This is a genomic window from Pseudovibrio sp. Ad26, from assembly GCF_001623285.1.
Taxonomy (GTDB): Bacteria; Pseudomonadota; Alphaproteobacteria; order Rhizobiales; family Stappiaceae; genus Pseudovibrio; species Pseudovibrio ascidiaceicola.
The window spans coordinates 17858-41254 of record NZ_LMCE01000095.1 but is presented as its reverse complement, the minus strand read 5'-3'; the positions used below and the strand labels follow the sequence as shown (position 1 = coordinate 41254).

Genomic DNA, 23397 nt, shown 5'->3' with positions numbered 1-23397 from the left:
CACTCTCCAGTTTGCGTTAGTCTACAGTGATGTCCGTGATTGTTAGGTTAGGAAATCAAATGGGGGAGATTGTAAGGTGTGATCTGGCGCTTGTTGAAGGGCTTTCCTTCTATGATGCTTTTGGTAGATTGCTGTTTGATCGAGATAAAGTGAGTGAAGCAATCTATGATGCAAGCGTAGTTGCGTCCGTTTATGATTGGACATTCGAAGGCATCTGCTCTTACTTTTCCGATCTCTCACTGAGTTGTTGGCCTGTAACTGCTGACCTTCGAACTTTAACTCAATGCCACAAGAAAACAGTTCTTCCCGAGTGGCTGGATGATCATGGGTTGATGGAAATCCTTGAGAGCGGCAAGGCTCCCCGGAGAGCTGAGGATAAGCTAGCAACTCAGCTCATATTTGAAACGTATCTAACTCTGATATCAGCACTGCAGAGTGGTGAGCTCATAGCTAAAGGACGTGAGAGCGCTCTAGCTGAAGCTGTTGACGTGCCTGCCTCTCTCTGGTCCTCTGAGTTCTCCTATGTCTCGCTGCGGCGAAATGAACTCTTGCGTATTGACGGTGATGAGAGACAGGTGCTGGCCGAAGATCTGACGATATTTGTGGCTCAAAACACCAAGCGAAAGCGCAAGTCTAGACCTGATAGCAAAGGCCGTTTTGTTGAGGCTGAAGTCATACGTTTTCTGCAATCTCTTGCAGATCGACCTTGGCAAAGAAGAGACAGCATCGAGAAGGAAGCATTGCAGCTTTTTCCGGGATTAAGTGGTCGACATTTTGAAAGGCTTTGGGCTTTACACGCTCCTAAAGACCGCACGAAACCGGGGCCAAGATCCGCGCGTTCTTCAAATCAATAAATCAGATCACCCGCACTGAATAATCGTGTCGCCTATTTTTGCCGGTGGAATCCAACCAGCATTTCTTCATCGTAAATGAGCGGAGATGATGGTTATGAGGACGGAACTGAACAGCGTTGAGAACGCCTTGATTACAGAAGCGGCGGCAGCGGATTATCTGGGAATTTCTATACGGACCATACAGGCGTGGCGGGTGCGTGGCGGTGGGCCAAGTTATGTGAAGATGGGAAAGTCGGTTCGCTATCGGCCTTCTGACATACAGTCATGGATTGAATCTCATTTGACAAACTCCACAAGTGAAGTGGGGGCGAGCTCATGAGACGGCGACACAATCCCCGCGTTGCTTTCCAGCGCATTGCCAGAGCTGCTTTATTGCATGGTGATACCATCTGCAGGCAATGGCTCCCCGGTGGGCGGCTTTGTGGCTGTGAGTATACCGTGAAGAACCCGCGCCGGATGGATCGTCGGGCTGGTTCCTTCAAAATCAACATTGCTTCAGGCCTGTGGTGTGATTTTGCTACCGGTGCAGGAGGACGGGATTTTATCAGCCTTGGAGCCTATCTGTTTTCGCTCTCGCAAAAGCAAGCTGCCTGTAATCTGGCGGACATGGTTGGAGTGGATGCTTATGAGTGATCCGTTTGCTCCAATTAAACCAATCCAAACATCAAAGCCGAAGCGGGAACAACCTCAAAAGGTGATTGTAATGCCGGTGCCTGATGGGGCACCGGAGCCACATGCCTTTCATCCTAAGCTTGGGGCTCCTTCGCAGTGCTGGACATACCGCGATGCAGCGGGTGAAGTGCTTGGGTATGTGTACCGGTTTGATGAGGCTGGGGCGGGGAAGAGCTATCGCCCTTTGTGTTTGTTCCAATTTGCAGGGCAAATGAAATGGCGGTGGGAGACATGGCCGCTTCCAAGGCCTCTATATGGTTTAGACCTACTTGCCAAAACTTCGGATATGCCTGTTGTCATTGTTGAGGGAGAGAAGGCTGCAGATGCTGCCAAGCAATTGTTATTGAGACATGTTTGTATCAGCTCACCTGGTGGCTCAAATGCAGCTAAGAAAGCGGATTGGTCTGTGCTTCAAGGGCGAGAGGTCGTCATCTGGCCTGATGCGGATGAGGCTGGGCTAAAATTTGCTGATGATGTTGCTGGTTACCTTGAGAAGATTGGGGCTGCATCTGTGAGGATTCTTGATCCGCCGGATGGCGTTCCCAAAGGCTGGGATGCGGCCGATGCTTTGACGGATGGGTGGACGCCAGAACAAGCTGAAACCTTCGTATTGTCTTCTCAAGCAGAGGATGCGGAAGAGCTGGAAGCTAAGCCACGTGCGCGTGGTGTGAGTTTGTTATCAGTCGCGCAGGATCTGGAGCTTTGGCATTCTCCGCAAAAAGATGCTTTTGCCACTGTGTTCGTGAATGATCATTATGAGCATTGGCCAGTTGAGAGCCAAAGCTTCAAGCGTTGGCTGGTGGGGCGGTATTATGAAAAGACCGGGCTTGCACCTTCAACGCAGAACTTAGGTGATGCTTTGCGGGTGTTTGAGGTGCGAGCGTTGGAACAAGGTGCCTGTCATGAGCCCTTTATGCGCACTGGCTGGCAGGACGGGGAAAGCTGGCTGGATCTGGTAGATGAGAGCTGGCAAGCTGTCCGTATCACCCGTGACGAGTGGAAGGTGATCAACAATCCTCCCGTAAAATTCATCCGCAAGCAGACGATGTCTGCGTTACCGGTACCTGAAAAAGGGCATCACATTGAAGAGATGCACCATCTTATCAATGCGGAGGAAGAGGACTGCAAGCTCATTCTTGGTTGGATGGTGGCCTCCTTGTGGGGGCGTAGTCGGAGTTATCCGGTTCTCGCACTTGGTGGAGAGCAAGGCAGCGGCAAGAGCACTATGGCGCGACTGTTGCGGTCCATTACAGATCCTTGTGCGGTTTCTGCGTCCTCTCTTCCCAAGGATGAGCGCGATCTTATGGTGATGGCGCAAAACGGGCATGTGCTCAACTTTGATAATGTCTCGAAAATGGAAGGCTGGCTCTCTGATGCTATTTGCCGGATGGCGACGGGGAGTGGGTTTATCTCTCGCAAATTACACACGGATGGCGATGCCTATTGGTTTCAAGGGGCGCGGCCAGTGCTGCTTAATGGCATTCCTGCGCTGACTGAGCGGGCTGATCTGGCCGAGCGAGCCCTTTCTGTTCGTCTCAAGCGGATTGATGAAGTGGGCCGTCAGCCGGAAGAGTTGTTCTGGCAAGAATGGGAGCTGCTCAAACCGCGTATGCTTGGCGCTCTACTGGATGCGTTGAGCGCAGCTATTCGCAACATTGAGAGTGTACATCTGGATCGCCATCCACGCATGGCGGACTTTGCGCGGTTAATGGTGGCTGCGTCTTCTGGCCTTGGTTGGGAAGAGGGTGAGTTTCTGGAGGCTTATGAGAGCAACCGGCGCGGCACGGCAGAGGCCGTCTTTGAAGGTGATCCGGTTGCTGTGGCTCTTCATGAGTTTCTCATGGTTCGGCAAGGTGGTGAGGGCTGGGTGGGTACGGCAACTGAGCTGTTGGCTGAGCTCAATATGGTTGTGAGTGATCAGATCAGATCCTCACGTTTCTGGCCGACAAAGGTGAATGCGTTTGGCAGTGCGGTAGATCGAGCTTCTCCGCTGTTGAGGCAAAAGCGTATTCAGGTGCAGAAGAAGGCGACGGGTTCAAAGCGGTTAATCTATCTGGATGTGATTTAGTCGTTTCCCCTTCCCAATCATCACGGGTCCTTCCTGGGCTTTTCCTTGACTGCGGGTAGTTCGAGACCACGGTGCAAGCAGCTATGTGGTTTTCGCGGGGGCTTGGTGTTGAGGTTCTTGTTGTTGTTCTCCCTTTTTGGCCCCGCTAATCCTATGGGTTTGTGGAGGAATTCAGTTTCATTGCATTGACACCTTGCGCCAATCATCGCATGCTTCATCTTGAGGCATCAGAACCTCTTTTCAAGTAGCGGTCACCGCAGCCGTTAATCCGCGGTCTTTTTGTGTCTGGAGTTCGTTCTCCAAACGCAAACTCTCGCTTATGGGCGGGAGGGCGGTGAATATAATACCCTTCGCGGGGGAATAAACCCGCCTGTCTACTTGCAGGTTCTGAACCTCCCGCTCACCAGTGGGTTGTCAGAAGCCTTCTGCTGAGTGGTTGTTCAACACCCAAAGTAGAGGGCTTGAAATGACAGAAACTGGTAAAGAGAAATGTGCCCATACGTCCCTTCGCAATGAAGTGGATCAGCTTAGCTTAGCAACTAACCACCTCAAAAATTTAGTTTATTCTATGAGTGTGGTTTTGAGCGAACGCATGGAGCATACACAGGAATATGAAGCGTTGTTGACGCTGTTTGATACTGTGCGCAATCACATTGAAGATGTGCAGGGAAGTAGTGAGAAGATTTCCGAGCTGCTTGAACCTTGCGCGCTGGAAGTCTCCAAAGACTAAAAATACGGAATGAAGAGGGGCCTTGCCTCTCACGGAATATTCTGGCTTGGGAAGCGTGATGCTTCTCAGGCTTTTTTTGATTGGTGGTAGCAATCGAAGTAAGAAACAAAAGTATTGAACGAGGCAGCGGTATCCGGGGTGTTGTAAAGAGTACAAAATTGCAAGACATTGAGTTTATTAAAAAATCTTTCAGTTCGAATTGAGAGTTGAGTGTTTCAAGCTGGCTAGTAGGCATGAGTTATTTGAATGTATGCACGTGAATTAATGATTTGGCTTCACGAACGGCTTGCCGAACGTGGGACGTTTGCGGAAACTCAGAGACGGTTTGAGAGCTTGAGGGGGTACAACCTACTTCCTCGCGGGCGAGAAAATGCTGGTGTTCGCTTATCTAACAAGCAAATTGCAAATGCAGTTTTGGGATTTGTACACCCATTAATAGGCTACTCTGGCCATGCGTCACTTATTCTGGGAAAGTTGCGTCCTGTGGGCGGAGAAGCAGCTTCCTTCAATAATGTAACAAATCTTAATGAAGCAATAGCGAGCCTGATCGAAGATCATGGAAATGAAGATAATCTTACTCGCATGACGTTATCAGTTGAACAGGACTTTCAGGGTGAGGAATATTCTGCAACCTTGTATTTTCGTAGAAGTGGTATAGCGAAAACAGCTTCATATGTGTCTAGGTATGCAGAGAGTGTTTTAGTCCCTGGGGCGGAGGAGCTGTATGATCATGAACGATTAGAGCGATTTACAGCTATTCAAAGATCATTTGCGCCATGTTTTTTTGGAACCCTTAGTAAATCGGCTTCGATATCAAGACATTTAAATCGACCTCTAAAAACTGATTGGCAAGAGTACAAAACTGAAGAGGAGCGAGATGAATTTCACCGTCGGCTTGGAGCTAGTCCGTCATCGAAATTTCTCAACTTGAGAGTTGATGCTCAAGTTAGTTGGCCTAAGGAGCCGACGCGAGTTAAGTTTGGTGGTCATCATTTAGTTTTGTTTCCAAAGACAAAAGAAAATTCGCACTCAGTTAGCGTTGATCTGATCAAAGAGCGGCTCTCTAGCGATGACGCCCGGTCACTGATAAATCGAATGTTAAGTATCATGAGCTGGTGCGAGGATCAGCCTTCTTCTCTTCATGAAGGTTGGTCAGGAAATCCAGTTCCAGTTCCGGTCCCTAAGCAAAATCTAGCATTTATGACGATGCATCAATGGCATTTTTATAGAGAGCTGCCGCATGACGAAGACTTGCTGATGTGTTTGTCTTTCTATCGTGATGGTCTAAATGCGCGCTCTGTAGGGCTGGCTAGTCATGCGGTACTCAGCTTTTTCAGAGTGTTTGAGACACGTTATGACAACAAGAAAAAGGTCGTATCTTGGGTAGATCGAATTTTTGATGATGCTGTGTCGTCTGCCGGGCAGGGCGAGTTAGATTCTTTTGAAGCAGACAGAAAAGCGGCGAATGTAAGTAGAGGGCAGTACGTCTACAAAAACTGTCGAGTAGCTACGGCCCACGCCGCAAAAGATGCGCCCTCTGATCCCGATGGTGCTGAGGAAACGCGACGCCTATTAGTTGCTTCGCGAGTAATTCAACGAATAGCAAAGTTTTTCATCGTATCAGAGTTTAAGTTTTCGACATCATACCTGTCCGATAATACGGACTAGGCTGCTTCGCTAGCGTTTGAGATTTGGGTACTGCTGCCTTTGGGGCTCTTTGGTAGATCTCTACACTGCTGAGGAGTTCGGCTTGCAACCATTGACAACTAACTGTCAGCTACTATTTCACCAAACCTCACAGAACGCCTCGTCTCTGACAGCTAGTGACGGCATTCACAGCTTTTCCAGTATTAAGTTGAAAGAGTTGTGGGGGGGACTGTTATTCTGCACAGAGGTATAGGCGGGTAAAATTGAATGAACCCGTTGAAACTTCTCAATTATATTGTTTTGGATAGGGAAAAGCATTTTGCACAGTGTTGCGCGAAATATATTCAAAATGGGCGCTTAGGTGTGCATATAACGGTCAAAAATGAGCAAAAGAAAGTGGTACGTTTGAATTGGCTGGCTTCAAGGGCAGTTTAGCTGAAGCGGTGACCGCACCACACTACTTTGCCGATGATATGAAAATCTTCAAGATCAGAGCGTTTTAGCAGCTCGTCTTTGTGAATAGGATTTTGGCTGATCAGCTCAACATCGCCCTGAATTGTTGGACGGAGGTACTTAACACGCGCCAAACCACCGTAGACAAAGGCATAGACGCCATCAGACAGTGTGTTGCGCTTTTTGTCGACCATCACTAGGTCACCGTCGGCGATGAGCGGATCCATACTGTCACCGTCCGCAGTGAGGATAATCAAGCCGTCTGAACTGCTTCTGCCAAGTTTCCCGCCTAAAAATTCTTTAGTGAACGGAATATCTTCCACTCTCTCGATGCTATCGCCGTTCAAAGCACCGTTACCAGCGGCTAGGTGGACATCAACACGTGGGATGGTAATAAAATCAACCGCCTGTGCTTTATTTGGCTCGACATTTTGGACGCCTTCAATGAGCCATTCAATACTCACGCTAAATAACCTTGCAATTCTCAAGGCTTTGTCTGCACTCGGCATCCCGTCATTCAGATAATTTCTGAGCGCTCCAACCGATATCTCACATTTTTCTGCAAACTCTGCTCGACTGTCATCGCCCATAAGCTTTTTTAAGCGCTCAGAGAAGGTGCCATTGTTAGTCATTTGCAACAATGGCCTAACGGCCACCCTTTTATAAACAGAATACGCGCCTTATTAAGCCATTGTAAGTGCTATATAAAGCCAATAATCAGGTTAAAAATAACCATATCAAACAGTGGCAGGCTATATATAGCTTTACATCGAGCTTTATTTAGCTATTCTATCTTCATTCGTTACCAACAAGTGCAAATCACCAAGGTGAGTCGCACGGTGAATAAAAAAGCGGCTGCTGCAACAGTCCGCTTTTAAGGAGATACAATGGCTAGACGCACACCCCAAATGAAGTGGGACAAGCATTCAATCAAGGCTGAGTTACACCGCAAAGAGTGGACGCTCACCGAAATCGCTGCCAGAGAAGGCATGCACCGTACCACGTTGACCAAGGCTCTGGAAACCGGAACCGGGCGCGGCGCGGAGCTTATCTCCAAATATCTCAGTATTCCTTTGGAAGAGCTTTGGCCTGACCGGCGCAAGCGCTCTGCCCATGTCATCTACAATAGCGACAAACACGGCCCAAGCGCTAGTCAGAAAAAACGATCTCTCGCTGATACTCCACTTTCCGAGGCGGAGGTGGCGGCATGAGAACAGCTCGCGCAACACGGTGTGTTGCCCTGCGGTTTTATCGGCGCTTTGATTATGACGCGGGACAAGACAACCACCTCAAAGACTTTGCCAGTGCGCTTGCCCTTGGGGTGTTCACCACTGCGTTTGTGCTTTGGGTTTGGATGCTGTGCGTAGAAGTCGCGTCTTACAGAGTGGGATACCCACTATGAGAGCCCGTCGCTGCCAACATACTGACGATTTACTGAGCTGGCAACCTCCACAAGTGGAGGCTCGTTTTGAACCAACACGGGTTCGCTCGGCAACTCCTTCTGGCAAAGTCTGCCGGGCCTTGTCTGAGGCCATGAAAGAAGATGGTCGTAGCCGCGAGGAAATCGCAGCAGCCCTGTCTGAACATCTTGGAGAGCCCATCAGCCGGGACAGTCTGGATGCATGGGCAAGTGAAGCAAGGGAAGCCAGCAATATTGCCGGGTATCGCCTGATCGGCCTCGTTTCCGTTTTGAGATCAAAAGAACTGCTTAACGAGCTTCTGGCTCGCACTGACATGATTGTGGTGGACCGGAAGTATCGCCCTCTCATTGAACGGCAACTGATGGAAGAAGCGCAGACGCGCATCAAGAAAATGATCCAGAAAGTAGACAAAGAATGGAAGGGCTTGAAATGAGCGGAACAGTTCCAGCCCTATCGGATAACGGTACGAAGCGTGAATGGTTTACGGCTCGTGAGCTAGCGGATTTAAAACTTCCGGAGATCCCCCAGAGTGACCGCAAATCTGTGATCCGCTTCATCGACAGGCACGATTGGCAATCCTCTTCCCTCGCTCGAAAACGCAAAGGCCGAGGCGGTGGCTGGGAGTACCACATTGACTTACTACCAGAGCCAGCTCGTAAAGCGTTAGAAGCTCGGTTCAACATTGAGCGTCTTAACGCAGACGTGCCTGTTGTGCGGGTTAAAGCGCCTGTGACTTTGGCGGATGCTGACGGCGCACAGCGTCGAGCTGCGGAAGCTCGTAAGCAGATCTTGCAGATGGTGGAGCAGCTGGTCATGCGCGGCATGGCTTATGACAAAGCCGTATGTGGGTTCACGGCTAAAGTGAAAGTGCTCCTGAACCAAGAGGTTCTAACGCCGGATGAGGAGCAGTTACTTCAGTTGGTGCGCACGGCCAAGGACAAAGGCACTGGGATCTCCCGCCGTGCCATTTACAACTGGCGCAAGGCATTTAAGGAAAGCGGCTTTGCGGGCTTGATCCCCGGCAAACGCAAACAAGATGCGCTGAATGCTGCCCGTTACGAGTGGGCTCCGGGCTTTCTGAAGTTCTATGCGGATCCACGTAAACCAACTGTGGCATTGGCACTAGATCAGTATCGCGCCAGTCTGGAAAATCCTGCACAGGCCCCAAGTTACGACCAGGTCAAACGCTATCTAACCAAGCTGAAGAAGGCCGACCCGATTGCTGCCTATAAAGGCCGCGAAGGTCTGCTGGCGCTTAAGGCCCGCAAAGTCTATGTGAGCCGGTCAACTGAAGGGTTGGAACCAACCGACATCTATACGGCTGACGGCAAGACCTTTGACGCTTTTGTCGCACACCCATTTTCCGGCAATCCGATCCGCCCTGAGATCACCAGCATTTTGGACGTAGTGACCCGCAAATGCGTTGGTTATTCCATCGGACTGAATGAGAAGGCCTACGATGTTTCTGAAGCCCTGCGCAATGCCAGCATGGCAAGCGGTGTTGCTGCGATTTTCTACGTAGATAACGGTAAGGGCTACAAAAACCTGCTGCTGGATGAAGCTGCAGTAGGCATGCTGAGCCGCCTTGGCACACACAAAGAACACAGCATAGCCTACAACTCGCAGGCTCGCGGTATTATTGAGCGGTTTAACGGATCAGTTTACACCCGCCTTGCCAAAACGCTGCCAAGCTATGCTGGTCGTGATCTGGACCGGGAAGCCGCGCTGAAGCTACACAAGAAAATCAAGAATGACCTTAAAGAAACCGGCGCATCCGAGTTACTCATCAGCTGGAACGAGTTCCTCAAAATTTTTGATGGAGCTTTGCAATACTACAATGATCGACCTCATTCTGCGCTGCCACAGGTGCGTGGAAGTATCACCGGCAACACTCGCCATATGTCTCCCAATGAATATTGGGCTCAATTTGAATCTCACGGTTTCAAGGCCGTCACTCTTGCCAAGGAAGACAGTGACGACCTGTCTCGACCGGCAGTTCGCCGCAAGGTTTCACGCGGCCTCGTAACAATTGAAAAGAACCGCTACTTCGCGCTGGAGCTTGAACGTTATGACCGCCAGGAAGTCATGGTTTGTTATGACATGCTGGATGCAAGCCAGGTGTGGGTGCGCGAGCTTGATTATGTGGACGGCATTGAAACTCCGGGTGCGCTGATCTGCACTGCCAAGTTTGAAGGCAACAGCCAAGCTTACTTCCCCAAACCGGTTATCGAAAGCGCCCGCGAGAAAAAGGCGAAGACAGCGGCCAAACGGCTGGAAGACAAGCTGCGCCGTGTCGAGCAAGAGCAGCGTCCGGGCTATCTCGTGGAGCATTCTGGCGAGCAGCCTATGGAAGTGTTTGCTTCGGCCCCCGGCTTTGAAGAGCGCGACGACGATCTTGTTTCAGTCGTGATGAAGTCGGCTCAGCCCGATACCAACGTGGTTCACATGGCGGAACCAATTGAAGTTCAAGAACCGAAATCTCAACCCACAACCAAATCCGGCAGGCCAGTATTTAAGTCCAAGGAAGAGCTTGCCGTTTGGGTCCTGGATAATCCTGAAAAAATGACCGATCTGGACAAAAAAATCCTGTCGGACTGTGTGACCAACAGGACTTATCTGGACCTCTTTGAAGCGCTTGGTATCGATACGGAGAGCCTTCGAACTCTCCTCCGTGCCGCTGCCTGACGCCCCTATAAACGCACTTAAGGAACTAACAGATGCGGAATGACTTTGTAAAGACCTCCAACGTGCAGCGCTTTTTTAACGCGTTGACTGCCCTGAATGAGCGGGGTGCACAAGAGGCTTGTCTGGTAGTCGTGGACGGACTGCCGGGACTTGGCAAAACAACCACCTTAAGAAACTGGGTGGGCAAGACTGGCTCGATTTACCTGCGGGCCAAGAAAGAATGGACGCCAAGCTGGTTTATGAATGAGCTTCTGGAAGCCTTGCGGGTGCACCCACCTCATGCATTCCAGAAAAAGTACCGCAAAGCTCTTGAGGAATTGGCTGGACGACAAGCTTCTGCAGGCATTGAGAATAAGGCCTTTGGGCTGGTGATTGATGAGGCGGACCACGTCTCCGGCAAATCAGCCATATTGGAGACCATCCGCGATATCTCCGACATGATTGAGCTGCCAGTCATTTTGGTGGGCATGGGCAAAGTGAATGATAACCTGACGCGCTTTCCGCAGGTTGCCTCCCGTGTTTCCCAAAAAGTTCGTTTTGAGAAATGCTCTGAAGAAGATGTGCGGGCTCTGATCGACGGGCGCTGTGAAGTGCCCGTGGCTGATGACCTGCTTAAGTTTATCCGTAAGGTATCCGGTGGGTTTAACCGCGAAATTTTAGAGGCTATTGCCAATATTGAGCGTCATGGATTGCTTAACCCTCCCGGTGAAGGCGGGCTGACAATGGCAGACATGGCCGGGGTGATCATCATCAATGACCGCTCCTCCAACCATCCAATCACGGTGCCGGAGGTGCTGGCATGACGCTTCCTGGCGAAATCCCAACAACCTTGCTTTACAGCCTTGGAGATGGCGCTTGCCGGACCATGGATGAGCTGGACGCGCAGTTGGACCTGTCTCGCAGGCAGATCTCGAAAGGAGCAACTAAGCTGATCTTTCGCGGCTTGGCTGAGCGTGTGGAGGCCGGGTGCTACCAGCTCACAGAAGCAGGAACATGCGCGGTGAAAGGCAATGTGACTTTGACCAGCGGGCCGATCATGCCTGACAGAGGCAAGAGCAGAGCGCCACAACGCAGCACCTTGCGTCAGCGGGCTTGGAACATCATGCGTATGGGAGAGGCTTTTACTGTTCCCGATTTACTAATGGCAGCCCAAAAAGGCACAGAGAAAACGGCGGATAACAACCTGCACCGCTATATCAATGCTCTGGGCAGGCTTGGCTACCTACTCGAAATGCCGCGCCGTGCGGCTGGAACAAAGCTCACCTCCAACGGATTTAAGCGGTGGCGTCTTCTCAAAGATACTGGCCCAGTTGCACCGGTGTGGCGTCCGCAATCAAAGACGCTGTTTGACCATAACCTGGGCAATTCCGGGGAGGTCGTATCATGCAAATAGATGTACGCGGCCTCCTTGAAGAACAGGTGGCAACACTTGGAAGCAGACAAGCTGTTGCAGATGCTTTGGGCGTATCACGTACGGCAGTCAGTCTTTATCTGGCGGGAAAACTTGAGGCCAATGGTGGACGGGTAGACCGCTTTGAAAGCCGTGCCATTGAACGGTTTTGTGACCGCGTGCTGTGCCCATACCTTGGGTCAGACATTAGCCGGGAAAGCTGTCAGAGCAACTGTGATCGCGCCATACCAACCAGTGACCCGGCAGCCCTGCGCCATTGGGCAGCCTGTCAGCGCTGTTCCCTGAACGCCTCCCGAACAGGTCAGGAAACAGCATGCTAAGCGGCCTCCTGAAAGAGCTGCGCGTTCTGTTTCTGGCCTCACGTTGCAATGAGGTTATGGAGCCTAAAGCTCATGAGCTATTTGCCCAATCCCTGCTAACGGGAACCGAACTGGCTGAGCATTTGGAACGCCTTGCAAAAAGCAAGGTGACACCTCTGGAAGCCTCCCATTTTAACGACCCCAAAATTGCTGTGTTCCCAACCCTGAGCCGGAACACAAAATGTATTCAAAAAGGAATTGACCATGACACATGAAACAACAGCACGCCTTGACCCTGCCCAGTACTGGGAAGATCCGAAGGGAGGCATGATCCCGGTTTGCGCGATCAAACCCGAGCATCAGGAAGAAGACGCACTTGTTAAGAACGTTGTAGCCAAAGCCCGTGAGCTGCACAGCTTGCTGGGAACATTTAAAACCCACAGCATGGGAGAGGTTCAAGCGTTTCGCGAACTGATTGCCGAAAAGTATGGCGCTCAAAAAGGCGGCAAGAAAGGCAATATGACCTTGCGCAGTTTTGACGGCAAGCTGGAGCTACAAATTGCAATCTCTGAAAGCATCAGCTTTGGACCAGAGCTGGAAGCCGCCAAGGCACTGATTGACAGCTGTATTCATAAGTGGAGTGAGGGAGCGAATGCCAACCTTCAGGTGCTGGTAGATGATGCTTTCCAGGTCGATAAAGAGGGGCAAATCTCAACAGGGCGTGTCCTCGGCTTGCGCCGTCATTCCATTGAGGACAATGAATGGCTAAAGGCCATGGACGCAATCTCTGATGCGGTGCGGGTGACTGGCTCAAAAACCTACCTTCGCCTTTATGAGCGCAACCCTGCAACTGGGCAGCGCACCCCAATTTCTCTTGATCTGGCTGCTGTCTAGGAGACCATCATGAGTAATCAGCAAATGGGATACGACCTGCGCCGTGAGCATGAGCGCTTCAATATCATCAAAGGGTACTGGAACCGTCGCGGGCATCAGGTTGCTGGAACTGTCAGTGTCAACCACGAGGACGGTCCAACTCCGATTTACACCACAACAACTGATATGATGAATGGATGCCCTGTAGGGCATTCGGCCAATCGTCGGGAATGCTAGGCATGACAGATACAAACAAGATTACAGAGCGTATCCGCAAGCTTATGGAAATGACGGTAGGCAACGGTTGCTCGGAAGCAGAGGCGTTGTCAGCTGCTCAAAAAGCAGCAGCCTTGATGCGTGAGTACAACCTTACTATCGACACAGTGGAAATATCGGAAAAACGCACTTCATCCAAAACCAGAGGGTACGGAGTTATCGATGATCTCTGGCCGGTGATTGCCAAATGCACAAACACAAGCTGTATAATCGAGACAGTCGGCGGGCTAATTTGGGTCAAATATATTGGGAAAGCACCTGGTCCAGAGATTGCGTGCTACCTTCGGGAAGTGTGCGAAAGAGCTGTAAAACGAGAGGTGAAAATCTTTCATAAATCAGAAAGGTATCGGCGCGCCCGAAGCAGACGTTCTCGTCGCAGGCTTTCCCATGACTTCACCCTGGCTCTTTGCTTTTCGTTAGCGCAAAAGCTTAAAATCCTGTTTTCGGACCAGATGTGCTCAGAAGAACGAGAGCGGGCGATTAAAGTGTCCGAAGAACGCTTGAAGCCTAAGAAACTCAAGTCTCGTGAACGCAGTTACTCTAGCGAAATTGCATTTCAAGAGGGGGTGAGCGCGGCTGACGACATCAATCTCGCTCACGCAGTAAATAACGGACAAGCCCCACGGCTTATTGGGGGTAACGCATGAGCCGGTATCTTGCACAAATTCATATTGCGAAGAAGGATCTGGCGCTGGATGAGGACAGCTATCGGGCTGTCTTGAAACGGGTCGCCGGAAAGAGCAGCGCCAAGGATCTGAGCGAAGCACAGCGCTTGCGTGTGGTTACCGAGTTCAAGCGTCTTGGCTGGGAACCTAAAAAACAGGGTGGCGCGTTCCGCCCTGCCTCCAGCAAGGGCTATGTGCGTAAGCTATACGCATTGGCTAAAAATCTGGATGACCTAGGCTATTGGGAAGCGCCTTACAAGGAGGCTCTGCGGAGCTTTGTCAAAAACCGCAGTGATGTGGATGATCCCGAGTGGCTGACCTATGATCAGGCCACTCCTTTGATTGAAGCTCTGAAAGAGATTGAAGGGAGGTTGTTGGGATGAATACGTCAACAAGGATTTTTTGCATACTGAATAGAATTACCTGCCAATGCAGCCTGATGATCCCAGAAAGTTACTACAACAAACGCGCTATCAGGTTTTCCATTACCTTTCAGCGTTTTGCAAACGTAGCTTTGAATAGAGTTCCAATCAGAACCGTCATTTTCTACAAAAATCCAGAGACTAATTTTCTGCTCCCAACTCACCTCCTTGAACTTATTAAAGGAACTAAGGGCTTCAGCAGATTTTTCCTGCCACGGCTCAAGTTCTGTTTCCGCCTGCACTCCGGAGGCAAACAGCAGGGCGGCGAGGCTCAGCACAAATCTCATAGTAAATACCTTTTAAAACAATCAGGTTTGATGCGGGCATTCAATCAGTCTGGCAGCGGATACGCAACCTTCAGAGGTGGTCATGCCTGAGTTTCACCCAGTTACTGACCACGCGGTACTGCGTTACATGGAGCGGGTTTTAGAGATTGATGTGGGTGCTGTTCGCGACCTGATCAGACGCGAAACCGAAACAGCTTTACTGGCCGGTGCTGTGGGGCTTCGCAGTGATGCAATCCGATATGTATTTGCTGACGGCAAAGTCGTTACAATTATGCCCTCTGGTCGGCCTGGAGGGCGTCATGGTTGAAGCAAAACACCTGACTGAAGATATGCGTGATATCTATGACATCTGCGGCAAAGAGGTGGTTGAGGAGCTTTTAAGCAAACTTCCGGGCGTAGAGGTGAAGATCCCGCTCAAATGGAGTCAGAGCAATCCATTGGCGCTTATTGACCGTGTCTTTGCGGATTTGCTGATTGCGGAATTACCGGGCAACAAGATCTATATCCCAACCCATGTGGGCCGGGGGGAGACCAGAGAAGCAGCGTTAAAAATGCGCAAAGATGGCATGACAACACTCGCAATTGGTTTGGAACTTGGCGTTTCCGAGCGCTATGCCCGTACCCTGGTTTCGGGCAAGAAACTGCCCAGGCGCAAACCGGTTGATCCACGTCAGATCGACCTGGAGGATTTGCTCAAAGAGCAACCGCCGTAACTTACCCCTTGCGGAACTGCTTCCGTCGCACGAGATCCCAAAATATATGAGGCTCGCCCCAGTGATTGTTAGCTGAGGCGGGCCTCATGTCTTTTATAGTAGAAAAATTGCGCCGTGCACGCGGCACTCAAACCTCCGCAGAACCGCTGCTCAAGCAGGAAGCTGCTCGACTTGGCTGCGAGATGGCAGTCTTGCAGGCTGTTTTGGAAGTGGAAAGCAAGGGAGCCCCTTTTGATGATCAGGGCCGCCTGATCCTGCTTCCAGAAAAGCACGTATTTTACCGCGAACTACCTAAGTCCAAGCGACTTAAGGCCGTCACTCTCGGCCTTGCTGCCAAGCGTTGGAAGAAAAAGAATTACAAAGGGCTTGGAGGCTCTGGCTCAAATCGCCGCTGGGACCGCTTGAGAAAGATGGCAAAGCTTGATGAGACGGCAGCTTTGAAAGCTTGCTCTTACGGCCTTGCTCAGATCATGGGTTTCAACTTTTCCATGTGCGGTTTTGACAGCGTGCAGGATTTTGTTCTTGCTCTTGCTGCAAACGGCGAAAACCAGATTAAGGCCTTTGTCTCTTTTTTGGAAACGTCTGGTCTGCGCGAAGAATTACAAGCCAAAGACTGGCGGGCCATTGCCCGAATTTATAACGGCAAAGGTCAGGTGGACTATTATGCTGCTTTGCTTGCTGAAGCCTACGCCCGCATTGCTGGTACGACTTACAACTTTGCGACCGGCTCCTCGGGCGCTTCGCAGGCCTCCTCCTCTGAGACTATCTTAAGCCTTGGCTCTTCCGGCTACCGGGTCAAAGCCTTGCAGGAGCGTCTGGCAACAATTGGGTTTCCACTGCGCCCAGATGGTGATTTTGGTCCAGCCACACGGCGGGCTGTGGTGGCGTTTCAGGTGGAGCACGGCCTGAAGCCAGACGGGAAAGTTGGAGGCAACACTGAAACTGCTCTTGAGCAGGCCGTGCCTCTGGCTCAGCGGCACGATGAGGCCCGCGCAGATCTGACCGTTAGTGACTTGCGGGCGGCGGGCTCACAAACCGTTAAAAAAGCAGATGACTTGACGCGTGTTGCAAAGGTTCTGGTCGGAACCAGTGTCGGCGCGGGTGCACTTGGAGAGACCTCTCAAGGATTGTTGGATCAGCTTGGCACGGGCGCTGAACAGCTCAGCCAGCTTCGTCACCAGCTTGCCCCGCTGATGGAGCTTGCCTCCGATAACAAGTGGCTCCTGATTGCCGGAGTTGGGCTGGGGATTTGGTATCTGGCGCGAAACATCAAGCAGCGCCGCCTTGAAGATGCACAAAGCTGGAGGCACGCAGGATGAGGTTCCTTCTGTCTATTGCGGCCAAAGGATTGAGTTGGCTCAGTGGTGGTGCTCTTGATCGGGTTTTGAGCCATCTGGAAAAACGCGCTGATAGTGACAACGAGCGCGAGCGTATCAGCGCAGGCCTTGCTGCTGAAGAGCTGAAAGCTGAGCTGGAAAGCCGCCGTGCCGCCCGTGACATTGTGCTGGCCGAGCAAGGCTGGTGGGTAACAGCCATGATCCGGCCTGCTTTTGCCTGGCCGATTGTGATTCATTCCGGCGCAATTGTAGCGGACAGTCTGTTTCACTTTGAGTGGAATGTGGCCGCATTGCCAGATCCTCTTGGTACGTGGGCTGGCTGGATCGTCGGCGCGTACTTCCTCACCCGTCCTTTTGAAAAAGCCATTCGCGGCGCATCTACCCGGAGGGTCCGGTAATGTCTGAGCAGATTGCAAAGGAACTGGGAGAAATCAAAGGTCTCCTTCAGGGCATCGATAAGAAGGTCGATGGGCTGGAAGTCCGTCAGGAAAAACAGGATGAGCGGTTACGCGCCGTTGAACGTAAAGCCATGGTGAACAGCACTGTGGTCGCATCGGTGGTTTCTGTTGGTGTTGCCTTTATCAAGCAGAAAGTCGGGGCCTGAATGAGTAAGAAACCGTCCAAGGCAGATCAAAAGCGACTGGCGCGGCGACTGTTTGTTCTCGACCGGCAAGCAATCCCGACCGTGGCGGTTTCTATTGGCGTGTCTGAAAGCACCCTACGGCGGTGGAAGAAGGATGCGGCAACGAGTGGTGACAACTGGGATGCAGCCCGCTCTGCCAACGCTCTTGCAGGCGAAGGGCTGGAGGCCGTGGTGGCAACCGTGGTTGAAGACTTTGTCTCCATGTTCCAGGCAACCATCGAGCAGATCAAAGTCTCTGAAACCATTGAGCCACCTGAAAAAGTGAAGCTGATGGCGTCCCTGTCTGATGCCTTCAACAAGATGGTGGCCTCTGCCGGACGGGTTGCGCCCAAACTCTCAGAACTTGGAGTGGCGCAAGATGTGCTGCAGCGCTTTGCTGAGTTCATCCGTAAACATCACCCTGACCATGCGCAGACCTTTTTAGAAGTGCTGGAGCCGTTTGGCGAGTATCTGGCAGAGGTCTACGGATGAGACAGCCTAAAAAGCTTTCCGGGAAGGACTTTAAGAAAGAACTGGCCGAGCTTGCAGAAAGCCTGCGCCTGCAAATTGAGCTTGCGGTTGATGCCTTTCCTATTGACGAGACCGCACGGCAAGAGCGTATCAAGGCGGTGGCTGATCCGGCCACGGGGTACCGCTATTTTGCCGAAACCTATTTTCCCCATTACCTGACCAGCCCGCCGAGCAAGCTGCATCTGGATCTTTATCAAAACTTGCCGCTGATCGTTACAACTGAAAAGGGCGAGCGTGAGCTGATCACTGCCCCACGCGGCTCTGCCAAGTCCACCCATGTATCGCTGATCTTCCCGCTGTGGTGCATTGTGCGTGGGCTCAAGCATTACATCATGCTGATCATGGACGCCTTTGAACAGGCTGCTGTCATGGTGGAAGCCTTGAAAGCGGAGTTAGAGAGCAACCCGCGCCTTGCCTATGACTTTCCCAAGGTTGTCGGTCAGGGCCGCACATGGCGTGAAGGTGATCTGATCACCCGAAACAATATCAAGGTGGAAGGCTTTGGCACCGGCAAGAAGCTACGCGGTCGCCGTCATGGTCCCCATCGTCCGGATCTGGTGATCCTGGACGACATTGAAAACGATGAAAACGTTGAAAGCCCTAAGCAAAGGCAGAAGCTTGAGAACTGGGTTGAGAAGGCTGTTCTGAAACTGGGCTCCACCGATGGACGTATGGACGTGCTTTATGCGGGAACGGTGTTGCACTTTGATGCGGTGATCGTGCGGGTTTCTAAAAAGCCGCGCTGGCGGGTTGCAGAATACCAGGCCCTTCTCAAATGGCCGGACCGCATGGATCTATGGGACAAGTGGGAAGAGATCTATCTCAATGACGGCGAGCCCGCCGCAGATGCGTTTTATGCTGCACAGCGTGAGGAGATGAACAAGGGCGCGGTGCTCAACTGGCCGGAACTACATCCTCTTGACTTCCTGATGAAAGAGCGGGCCGGATCACACTCCGCCTTTGAAAGCGAATACCAGAATAAGCCGATGAGTGAGGACAATCCGTTCCGTGCTCTGACCTACTATGTACAGATCAAACGTGATTGGCTGCACTTTGGCGCGATTGATCCTTCCCTGGGCAAGCACAACAAGAACCGCGACCCAAGCGCGATCCTGATTGGTGGATTTGATCAAGAGACACAGACGCTGGACGTGGTGGAAGCCTCCATCCGCAAGCGCCTTCCTGATGTAATCATTGAGGACGCCATTGCCTTACAGCGTATCTACGGTTGTCAGGGCTGGTTTGTGGAGACCGTTCAGTTCCAGGAACTCTTGCGCACAGACCTAATGAAGGCAGCAGCCAAGGCGGGTCTTGCCATGCCGTGTTTTGCGGTCACGCCCATTGCAGATAAGAACCTGCGCATTGAGCGTTTGCAGCCGCCCGCAGCAGCTGGTCTGATCCGCTTTAACAAAGCCCATCAGACCCTGATTGACCAGCTTCAGCAATGGCCGAACGCTGCTCATGATGACGGCCCGGATTGTCTCGAGATGCTGTGGACTCAGACCCTTTCCATGGCCTTTACCACCTTGAATGCGAGCACCATTAAGACTGCGCCGCTTGCCTCATCCAGCCCGCTTGAAGGATTTCGCCTATGAGTAAAAAAACGAAAAAGAACAAGGCTTCCGGTAAAGCTGAAAGCAATCTTGCACAGCAGGCAGTTCCGGCCAGTGTTCCAGCCAAGGGCGGGCAACTGATTGCGACCGCGCAAAACGATATTACGATCGAGAACTACTCCGATATCTTAAAGCCGCAAGACCCGACCCTTGAAGCCAAGGGCGAGAAAAAAGGCCTCAAGCTTTATGATGAAGTTTTGCAGGATGCACGGGCGCGCACGGCGCTGTCCAAACGTATATCCAAGGTCACACGGCGGGAATGGCAGGTGGAGCCTGCAAGTGATGAGGCAATTGATATCACTGCTGCTGAAGGCGTGAAAGCTATCCTGAAAGTCTTGCCCTTTGATGCGATCTGCAAAGCTCTTCTCAAAGCGATCCTCAAGGGTTTTGCCGTTGGTGAGATTGTGTGGTTCCGCAATGCGGAGGGCCTGATTGCTCCGCTCAAAATTAAAGACCACAACCCGAGCCGGTTTACATTTGATGCGGACTGGCGCCTCCGGCTGCTGACCGTTGACAACCGGGAGGAAGGTGAAGAACTGCCAGAGCGCAAGTTCATCGTGCACCGCTTTGATGCCAATGCAAACAATCCGTTTGGCCACGGGCTTGGGTCGGTGTTGTTCTGGCATGTCTTGTTCAAGCGTGAAGGTGTCGCCTTCTGGATGAAGTTTATGGACAAGTTCGCAAGTCCAATCCCATTTGGTAAATACGCACACAGAACCTCCAAGCAAGAACAAGACAAACTGCTTGGCGTGCTTCGCCAGATGGTCAGCCAAGGCGCATTGGTCGCGCCCATCGGGACTGAGGTAGACTTTCTGGAAGCCACTCGTTCTGGGGAGGCCGGATATGAATCCTGGTGCCGCTACTGGGATGAGCAGACAGCGGAAGTGGTGTTAGGTTCAACCCTTGCTACAGGTGCAAAGGGTCAGGGGTCTCGCGCTGCCAGTCAGACCCATGCCGATGAAACCGATGGCATTGTTGATGATGACAGTGACCAGCTGTGTGAAACGCTCAACTCAACACTGATTACATGGATCAGCGAACTCAACTGGCCTACTGCCAACCCTCCTAAGGTCTGGAGGCCACGGCCACGCAATCAAAGCGATGAAGCTGATGTTGAGCGCAAAGTGCGCTGGGTGCAACAATCTGCACTGCGGATATTGGAAGCAACCCGCCTGCAAGGCTATGAGCCCAAAGACGTTGACCAATGGCTGGGCGATGTTTTGGGGACGGAAGTTGTCGAATATAAGCTCCCCCAAACGGCGGATGGTCCAATCGCGAAAGGCGGCAGCAAGCAAGAAAGCGCCGACTTTGCTACAGGTGAAACAAGTCCCGTTGATCACCTGACCCGGCAACTGGAAGAACTGGCCGGACCTGCTATCCATAACTGGACTGATGGCATCAAAGACAAACTGGACGGGGCAGAGAACTACCAAGAAGCCTCTGAGGCTCTGCTGGAGGCTTATGCAGAGCTTGAGGTGGACCCGCTTGGTAATCTCATGGGTGATGCTATTGCACTTTCTGAGGCCACGGGCCGTCTTGAAGTAATTGAAGAAACCGGGATCTCCCCATCTGGCGCAAAGTCTGGCAACTCAAAAAAAAACTAAAAAATCAGACTAACGACAGCACTGAGTTTGCGGATCCCTTTGAGGAGGCACTGGAGTTCCACCGCCAAAAGGTGCGCCTTCCAACAAAGGCCTGGACAGAGGTGCTTCATCAAGGCCACGACCGGGCCTTTGTCGTTGCAGGCGCAACAAAAGATGCGCTGCTGGAAGATTTTCAAAAGGCCATTGATGACGCTATTGCCAAGGGCAAGCCCTTTAAAGGTTGGCTGGATAAAGACGATACTTATCATCCCGGTTTTCTGGATGAGTTTGATAAGATCATTAAACGCCACGGCTGGGATCACAACGGCGAGCGATTGTGGCGGGCACGGGTGATCTATGACACTAACCTGCGCAGTGCTCATGCTGCAGGCCGCTATAAGCAGATGCAAGATCCGGCCACCCTTAAGGCCTTCCCGTACTGGCAGTATGTTCACGCCTATGAGCGCATTCCAAAGACAGCCCGTGTCTCTCACAAAGCATGGGATGGAATGGTGCTGCGGGCAGATGATCCGTGGTGGGATACCTACTACCCACCCAATGACTGGCTGTGTAGCTGTGGTGTGCGAACAATCTCCAAAGCCAAACTCAAACGTCTTGGCAAGGATGGCCCGGACACAGCGCCGACCGTCAAATACACAATCACTAAAGACCCAGCGACCGGTGAACTGATCAACTACCCCAAAGACGTTGGCATGGGCTGGGGCTATGCGCCAGGACAAAGCTGGTCGCAAGGCCTCGTGCCCAAAGAACTGCAAAAGCCGCTCAGACCCAAACCAAAGCTACCGGATCTGGTTCCTGATGAGGCTGGGCTCGTTAAGCCGATCCGCCCAAAACCAGTGCCGGAACCTAACCTGCCTGCACTTGATGAGATCGCTGAGCCTGTACCAGATCTGAAGCCATTGCCACCGGAACTTCCCGAAGAGGATTACGTGGAGGCGTTCTTAAAGCCGTTTGGCGCTGAACAGGGCAAGGCTAAGCTGGTGCGCGACAAAGCAGGCCATGTGCTTACCGTTTCTGATGACCTGTTTAAGAACGGAGCCGGTGCGTGGAAGGTGAAGAAGTTTGGCCGTGAGGTGTTTGTGGCCTATCTGGCTGCTAGCCTAACCGATCCCGACGAGATCTGGGTGGACTGGAGCGTCAATGAACTGGGGCAAGCCATCCTCGTGCGCCGATACTTGCGGTACTTTGAGGACGCAGCCGGCTTTGTCTCTTTCAGCTACACACGCAAAGGCTGGGAAGGCCAGACAGCATTTACTCCAACTCGTGGGCGTCAAGAAAAGCGGGATATCAAGTACCTTGAAAATCACCGTGCAGGCGCTCTGCTTTACAGAAGATCTGAGGAGAAAGAGTGATGGGTTGCTTAAGGCGGTCCACAACCGCGCTTTCGCTGATCTTTAAGATCCCACCTCAACGCCGGGGGGCATACATCAGCAAGCGCTGTCATCACTCTTTCCAAATATAAGCACAGAAGGCATTCAATTCAATGATTACCTTATCTCTGGATAGCAAGGGCTTTATAGCGGCCATTGAAGATGTGGCAGGCCGCGTGGAAGATACGGCCACCGTTCATGACATCATTGGCGAGGTGCTGCTGGATGAAACCAAGGAACGTATCCGGGAGGAAAAGGCCCCGGACGGCTCAAGCTGGCCTGCACTTCACCCCGTCACGCTGGACAACAGACGCTCTAAATCCGGCATACTGCGTGACACCGGAGAACTGTTCCGCTCAATTCATAAGAACAGCTCAGCGGCGAAAGCAGAAGTGGGCACCAATCTCAACCACCCCAAGGTCTGGGTGAACCAGTACGGTGCAACCATCCGCCCGCGCCGGGTACCGTTTCTGCTTATTCCGTATATGGGCGGCAAGCTTGCAGCCAAGCAGATCACCATTCCGGCACGGCCATACATTGGTATTGGGCGTGGTGATGAGGAGCTGGTGAAGGAAACGCTGGAAGGGTATTTGGAAGGGTATTTGGAAGAGTAGATAATTAACTTAGTTAGACTGCTGCAACTTTGCAGCAGTCTAACTATCGGGAGCTTGTTGGACATAATTTAATCCAACCTTTGGTGGGAAGAATTCAGGCCACTTGACCGCATTCACCTCATATCTCCGCGCCTGTATATTTCCATTGACTGTCACTTGAGAAGCGCACCTGTAGAGAATTCACACACGGACATTTCCGAGATAATCTTTTCGCTGTAACTAGCCAAGTT

30 protein-coding genes are annotated in these 23397 nt (G+C 51.8%); 28 read left to right on the top strand and 2 right to left on the bottom strand.

Annotated elements, in window-relative coordinates; genetic code table 11:
• Positions 1-59 precede the first annotated feature (59 nt).
• The 6 genes from PsAD26_RS21560 (at position 60) to mauJ (ending at position 5992) form a co-directional block, all read left to right on the top strand.
• Positions 60-854 carry a hypothetical protein gene (locus tag PsAD26_RS21560; RefSeq protein WP_063312083.1) on the top strand — a complete coding sequence of 265 codons (795 nt, stop codon included), beginning with the start codon at positions 60-62 and terminating at the stop codon, positions 852-854.
• Between the two features lie 94 nt (positions 855-948).
• Positions 949-1173 carry a helix-turn-helix domain-containing protein gene (locus tag PsAD26_RS28995; protein WP_193758330.1) on the top strand — a complete coding sequence of 75 codons (225 nt, stop codon included), beginning with the start codon at positions 949-951 and terminating at the stop codon, positions 1171-1173.
• Positions 1170-1487 (top strand): hypothetical protein, encoded by a 318-nt coding sequence (locus PsAD26_RS21555; RefSeq protein WP_063312082.1) that lies wholly within the window; start codon positions 1170-1172, stop codon positions 1485-1487. The genes PsAD26_RS28995 and PsAD26_RS21555 overlap by 4 nt, the downstream gene beginning before the upstream one ends.
• Positions 1480-3594, top strand: coding sequence for a DUF6371 domain-containing protein (locus PsAD26_RS21550; protein ID WP_063312081.1), 2115 nt, complete (start codon positions 1480-1482; stop codon positions 3592-3594). The genes PsAD26_RS21555 and PsAD26_RS21550 overlap by 8 nt, the downstream gene beginning before the upstream one ends.
• Before the next feature lie 466 nt (positions 3595-4060).
• Positions 4061-4324, top strand: a complete 264-nt coding sequence (locus PsAD26_RS21540; RefSeq protein ID WP_063294981.1) for a hypothetical protein — start codon at positions 4061-4063, stop codon at positions 4322-4324.
• A 246-nt stretch (positions 4325-4570) separates the two neighbouring features.
• On the top strand, positions 4571-5992 hold the full coding sequence (gene mauJ, locus PsAD26_RS21535; protein WP_063312079.1) for a methylamine utilization protein MauJ: 1422 nt from the start codon (positions 4571-4573) through the stop codon (positions 5990-5992).
• 410 nt (positions 5993-6402) lie between these two features.
• Here the strand turns inward: mauJ and PsAD26_RS21530 are convergent, their stop codons facing one another.
• Complete coding sequence (locus tag PsAD26_RS21530) at positions 6403-7056, bottom strand: XRE family transcriptional regulator (RefSeq protein ID WP_063312078.1); 654 nt, start codon at positions 7054-7056, stop codon at positions 6403-6405.
• A gap of 255 nt (positions 7057-7311) precedes the next feature.
• Here PsAD26_RS21530 and PsAD26_RS21525 point away from each other — a divergent pair, with 255 nt between their 5' ends.
• Genes PsAD26_RS21525 through PsAD26_RS21470 form a run of 12 tightly spaced genes read left to right on the top strand, consistent with a single transcriptional unit; the run spans position 7312 to position 14437 of the window.
• Positions 7312-7635 (top strand): helix-turn-helix domain-containing protein, encoded by a 324-nt coding sequence (locus tag PsAD26_RS21525; RefSeq protein ID WP_084403769.1) that lies wholly within the window; start codon positions 7312-7314, stop codon positions 7633-7635.
• Positions 7632-7826, top strand: a complete 195-nt coding sequence (locus tag PsAD26_RS21520) for a hypothetical protein (RefSeq protein WP_063296193.1) — start codon at positions 7632-7634, stop codon at positions 7824-7826. The genes PsAD26_RS21525 and PsAD26_RS21520 overlap by 4 nt, the downstream gene beginning before the upstream one ends.
• On the top strand, positions 7823-8278 hold the full coding sequence (locus PsAD26_RS21515) for a hypothetical protein (protein WP_063312076.1): 456 nt from the start codon (positions 7823-7825) through the stop codon (positions 8276-8278). The genes PsAD26_RS21520 and PsAD26_RS21515 overlap by 4 nt, the downstream gene beginning before the upstream one ends.
• Positions 8275-10530, top strand: coding sequence for a Mu transposase C-terminal domain-containing protein (locus PsAD26_RS21510; protein ID WP_193758329.1), 2256 nt, complete (start codon positions 8275-8277; stop codon positions 10528-10530). The genes PsAD26_RS21515 and PsAD26_RS21510 overlap by 4 nt, the downstream gene beginning before the upstream one ends.
• 32 nt (positions 10531-10562) lie before the next feature.
• Complete coding sequence (locus PsAD26_RS21505) at positions 10563-11333, top strand: ATP-binding protein (RefSeq protein ID WP_063312074.1); 771 nt, start codon at positions 10563-10565, stop codon at positions 11331-11333.
• Complete coding sequence (locus PsAD26_RS21500) at positions 11330-11923, top strand: hypothetical protein (RefSeq protein ID WP_063312073.1); 594 nt, start codon at positions 11330-11332, stop codon at positions 11921-11923. Before PsAD26_RS21505 ends, PsAD26_RS21500 begins: the two co-directional genes overlap by 4 nt.
• Positions 11914-12261: a hypothetical protein gene (locus PsAD26_RS21495; protein WP_063312072.1), complete on the top strand. Its 348-nt coding sequence runs from the start codon at positions 11914-11916 to the stop codon at positions 12259-12261. Before PsAD26_RS21500 ends, PsAD26_RS21495 begins: the two co-directional genes overlap by 10 nt.
• A complete protein-coding gene (locus tag PsAD26_RS21490) occupies positions 12255-12515 on the top strand; it encodes a hypothetical protein (RefSeq protein ID WP_063312071.1) in 261 nt (86 codons plus the stop codon). The genes PsAD26_RS21495 and PsAD26_RS21490 overlap by 7 nt, the downstream gene beginning before the upstream one ends.
• Positions 12505-13134 carry a DUF3164 family protein gene (locus PsAD26_RS21485; RefSeq protein WP_063296200.1) on the top strand — a complete coding sequence of 210 codons (630 nt, stop codon included), beginning with the start codon at positions 12505-12507 and terminating at the stop codon, positions 13132-13134. Before PsAD26_RS21490 ends, PsAD26_RS21485 begins: the two co-directional genes overlap by 11 nt.
• 9 nt (positions 13135-13143) lie before the next feature.
• Positions 13144-13350, top strand: coding sequence for a hypothetical protein (locus tag PsAD26_RS29465; protein ID WP_063312070.1), 207 nt, complete (start codon positions 13144-13146; stop codon positions 13348-13350).
• A gap of 2 nt (positions 13351-13352) precedes the next feature.
• The gene (locus tag PsAD26_RS21475; RefSeq protein WP_063312069.1) at positions 13353-14036 is read left to right on the top strand and encodes a DUF2786 domain-containing protein; all 684 of its coding nucleotides are present in this window, start codon (positions 13353-13355) and stop codon (positions 14034-14036) included.
• Positions 14033-14437 carry a regulatory protein GemA gene (locus PsAD26_RS21470; RefSeq protein WP_063312068.1) on the top strand — a complete coding sequence of 135 codons (405 nt, stop codon included), beginning with the start codon at positions 14033-14035 and terminating at the stop codon, positions 14435-14437. The genes PsAD26_RS21475 and PsAD26_RS21470 overlap by 4 nt, the downstream gene beginning before the upstream one ends.
• Before the next feature lie 5 nt (positions 14438-14442).
• Here the strand turns inward: PsAD26_RS21470 and PsAD26_RS21465 are convergent, their stop codons facing one another.
• Entirely contained in the window at positions 14443-14763 is a 321-nt protein-coding gene (locus PsAD26_RS21465) for a hypothetical protein (RefSeq protein WP_063312067.1), read from the bottom strand.
• An 82-nt stretch (positions 14764-14845) separates the two neighbouring features.
• Between PsAD26_RS21465 and PsAD26_RS21460 the strand changes: the two genes are divergently transcribed.
• From PsAD26_RS21460 to PsAD26_RS21415, 10 genes are all read left to right on the top strand, one after another.
• Positions 14846-15070 (top strand): hypothetical protein, encoded by a 225-nt coding sequence (locus PsAD26_RS21460; RefSeq protein WP_063312066.1) that lies wholly within the window; start codon positions 14846-14848, stop codon positions 15068-15070.
• Positions 15063-15476, top strand: coding sequence for a hypothetical protein (locus PsAD26_RS21455; protein ID WP_063312065.1), 414 nt, complete (start codon positions 15063-15065; stop codon positions 15474-15476). The genes PsAD26_RS21460 and PsAD26_RS21455 overlap by 8 nt, the downstream gene beginning before the upstream one ends.
• 86 nt (positions 15477-15562) lie before the next feature.
• Positions 15563-16795 (top strand): N-acetylmuramidase domain-containing protein, encoded by a 1233-nt coding sequence (locus tag PsAD26_RS21450; RefSeq protein ID WP_063312064.1) that lies wholly within the window; start codon positions 15563-15565, stop codon positions 16793-16795.
• Positions 16792-17211: a hypothetical protein gene (locus PsAD26_RS21445; RefSeq protein WP_063312063.1), complete on the top strand. Its 420-nt coding sequence runs from the start codon at positions 16792-16794 to the stop codon at positions 17209-17211. The genes PsAD26_RS21450 and PsAD26_RS21445 overlap by 4 nt, the downstream gene beginning before the upstream one ends.
• On the top strand, positions 17211-17417 hold the full coding sequence (locus PsAD26_RS21440) for a hypothetical protein (RefSeq protein ID WP_063298771.1): 207 nt from the start codon (positions 17211-17213) through the stop codon (positions 17415-17417). Before PsAD26_RS21445 ends, PsAD26_RS21440 begins: the two co-directional genes overlap by 1 nt.
• Positions 17418-17927, top strand: a complete 510-nt coding sequence (locus tag PsAD26_RS21435; RefSeq protein ID WP_063288076.1) for a DUF1804 family protein — start codon at positions 17418-17420, stop codon at positions 17925-17927. It abuts the gene before it with no gap.
• A complete protein-coding gene (gene terL / locus PsAD26_RS21430) occupies positions 17924-19561 on the top strand; it encodes a phage terminase large subunit (RefSeq protein WP_063312062.1) in 1638 nt (545 codons plus the stop codon). The genes PsAD26_RS21435 and terL overlap by 4 nt, the downstream gene beginning before the upstream one ends.
• Positions 19558-21183: a DUF935 family protein gene (locus PsAD26_RS21425; RefSeq protein ID WP_063312061.1), complete on the top strand. Its 1626-nt coding sequence runs from the start codon at positions 19558-19560 to the stop codon at positions 21181-21183. The genes terL and PsAD26_RS21425 overlap by 4 nt, the downstream gene beginning before the upstream one ends.
• Before the next feature lie 71 nt (positions 21184-21254).
• Entirely contained in the window at positions 21255-22535 is a 1281-nt protein-coding gene (locus PsAD26_RS21420; RefSeq protein ID WP_063312060.1) for a PBECR2 nuclease fold domain-containing protein, read from the top strand.
• Positions 22536-22666: 131 nt separating this feature from the next.
• Positions 22667-23167, top strand: coding sequence for a phage virion morphogenesis protein (locus tag PsAD26_RS21415; protein WP_063312059.1), 501 nt, complete (start codon positions 22667-22669; stop codon positions 23165-23167).
• The last annotated feature ends 230 nt before the right edge of the window (positions 23168-23397 follow it).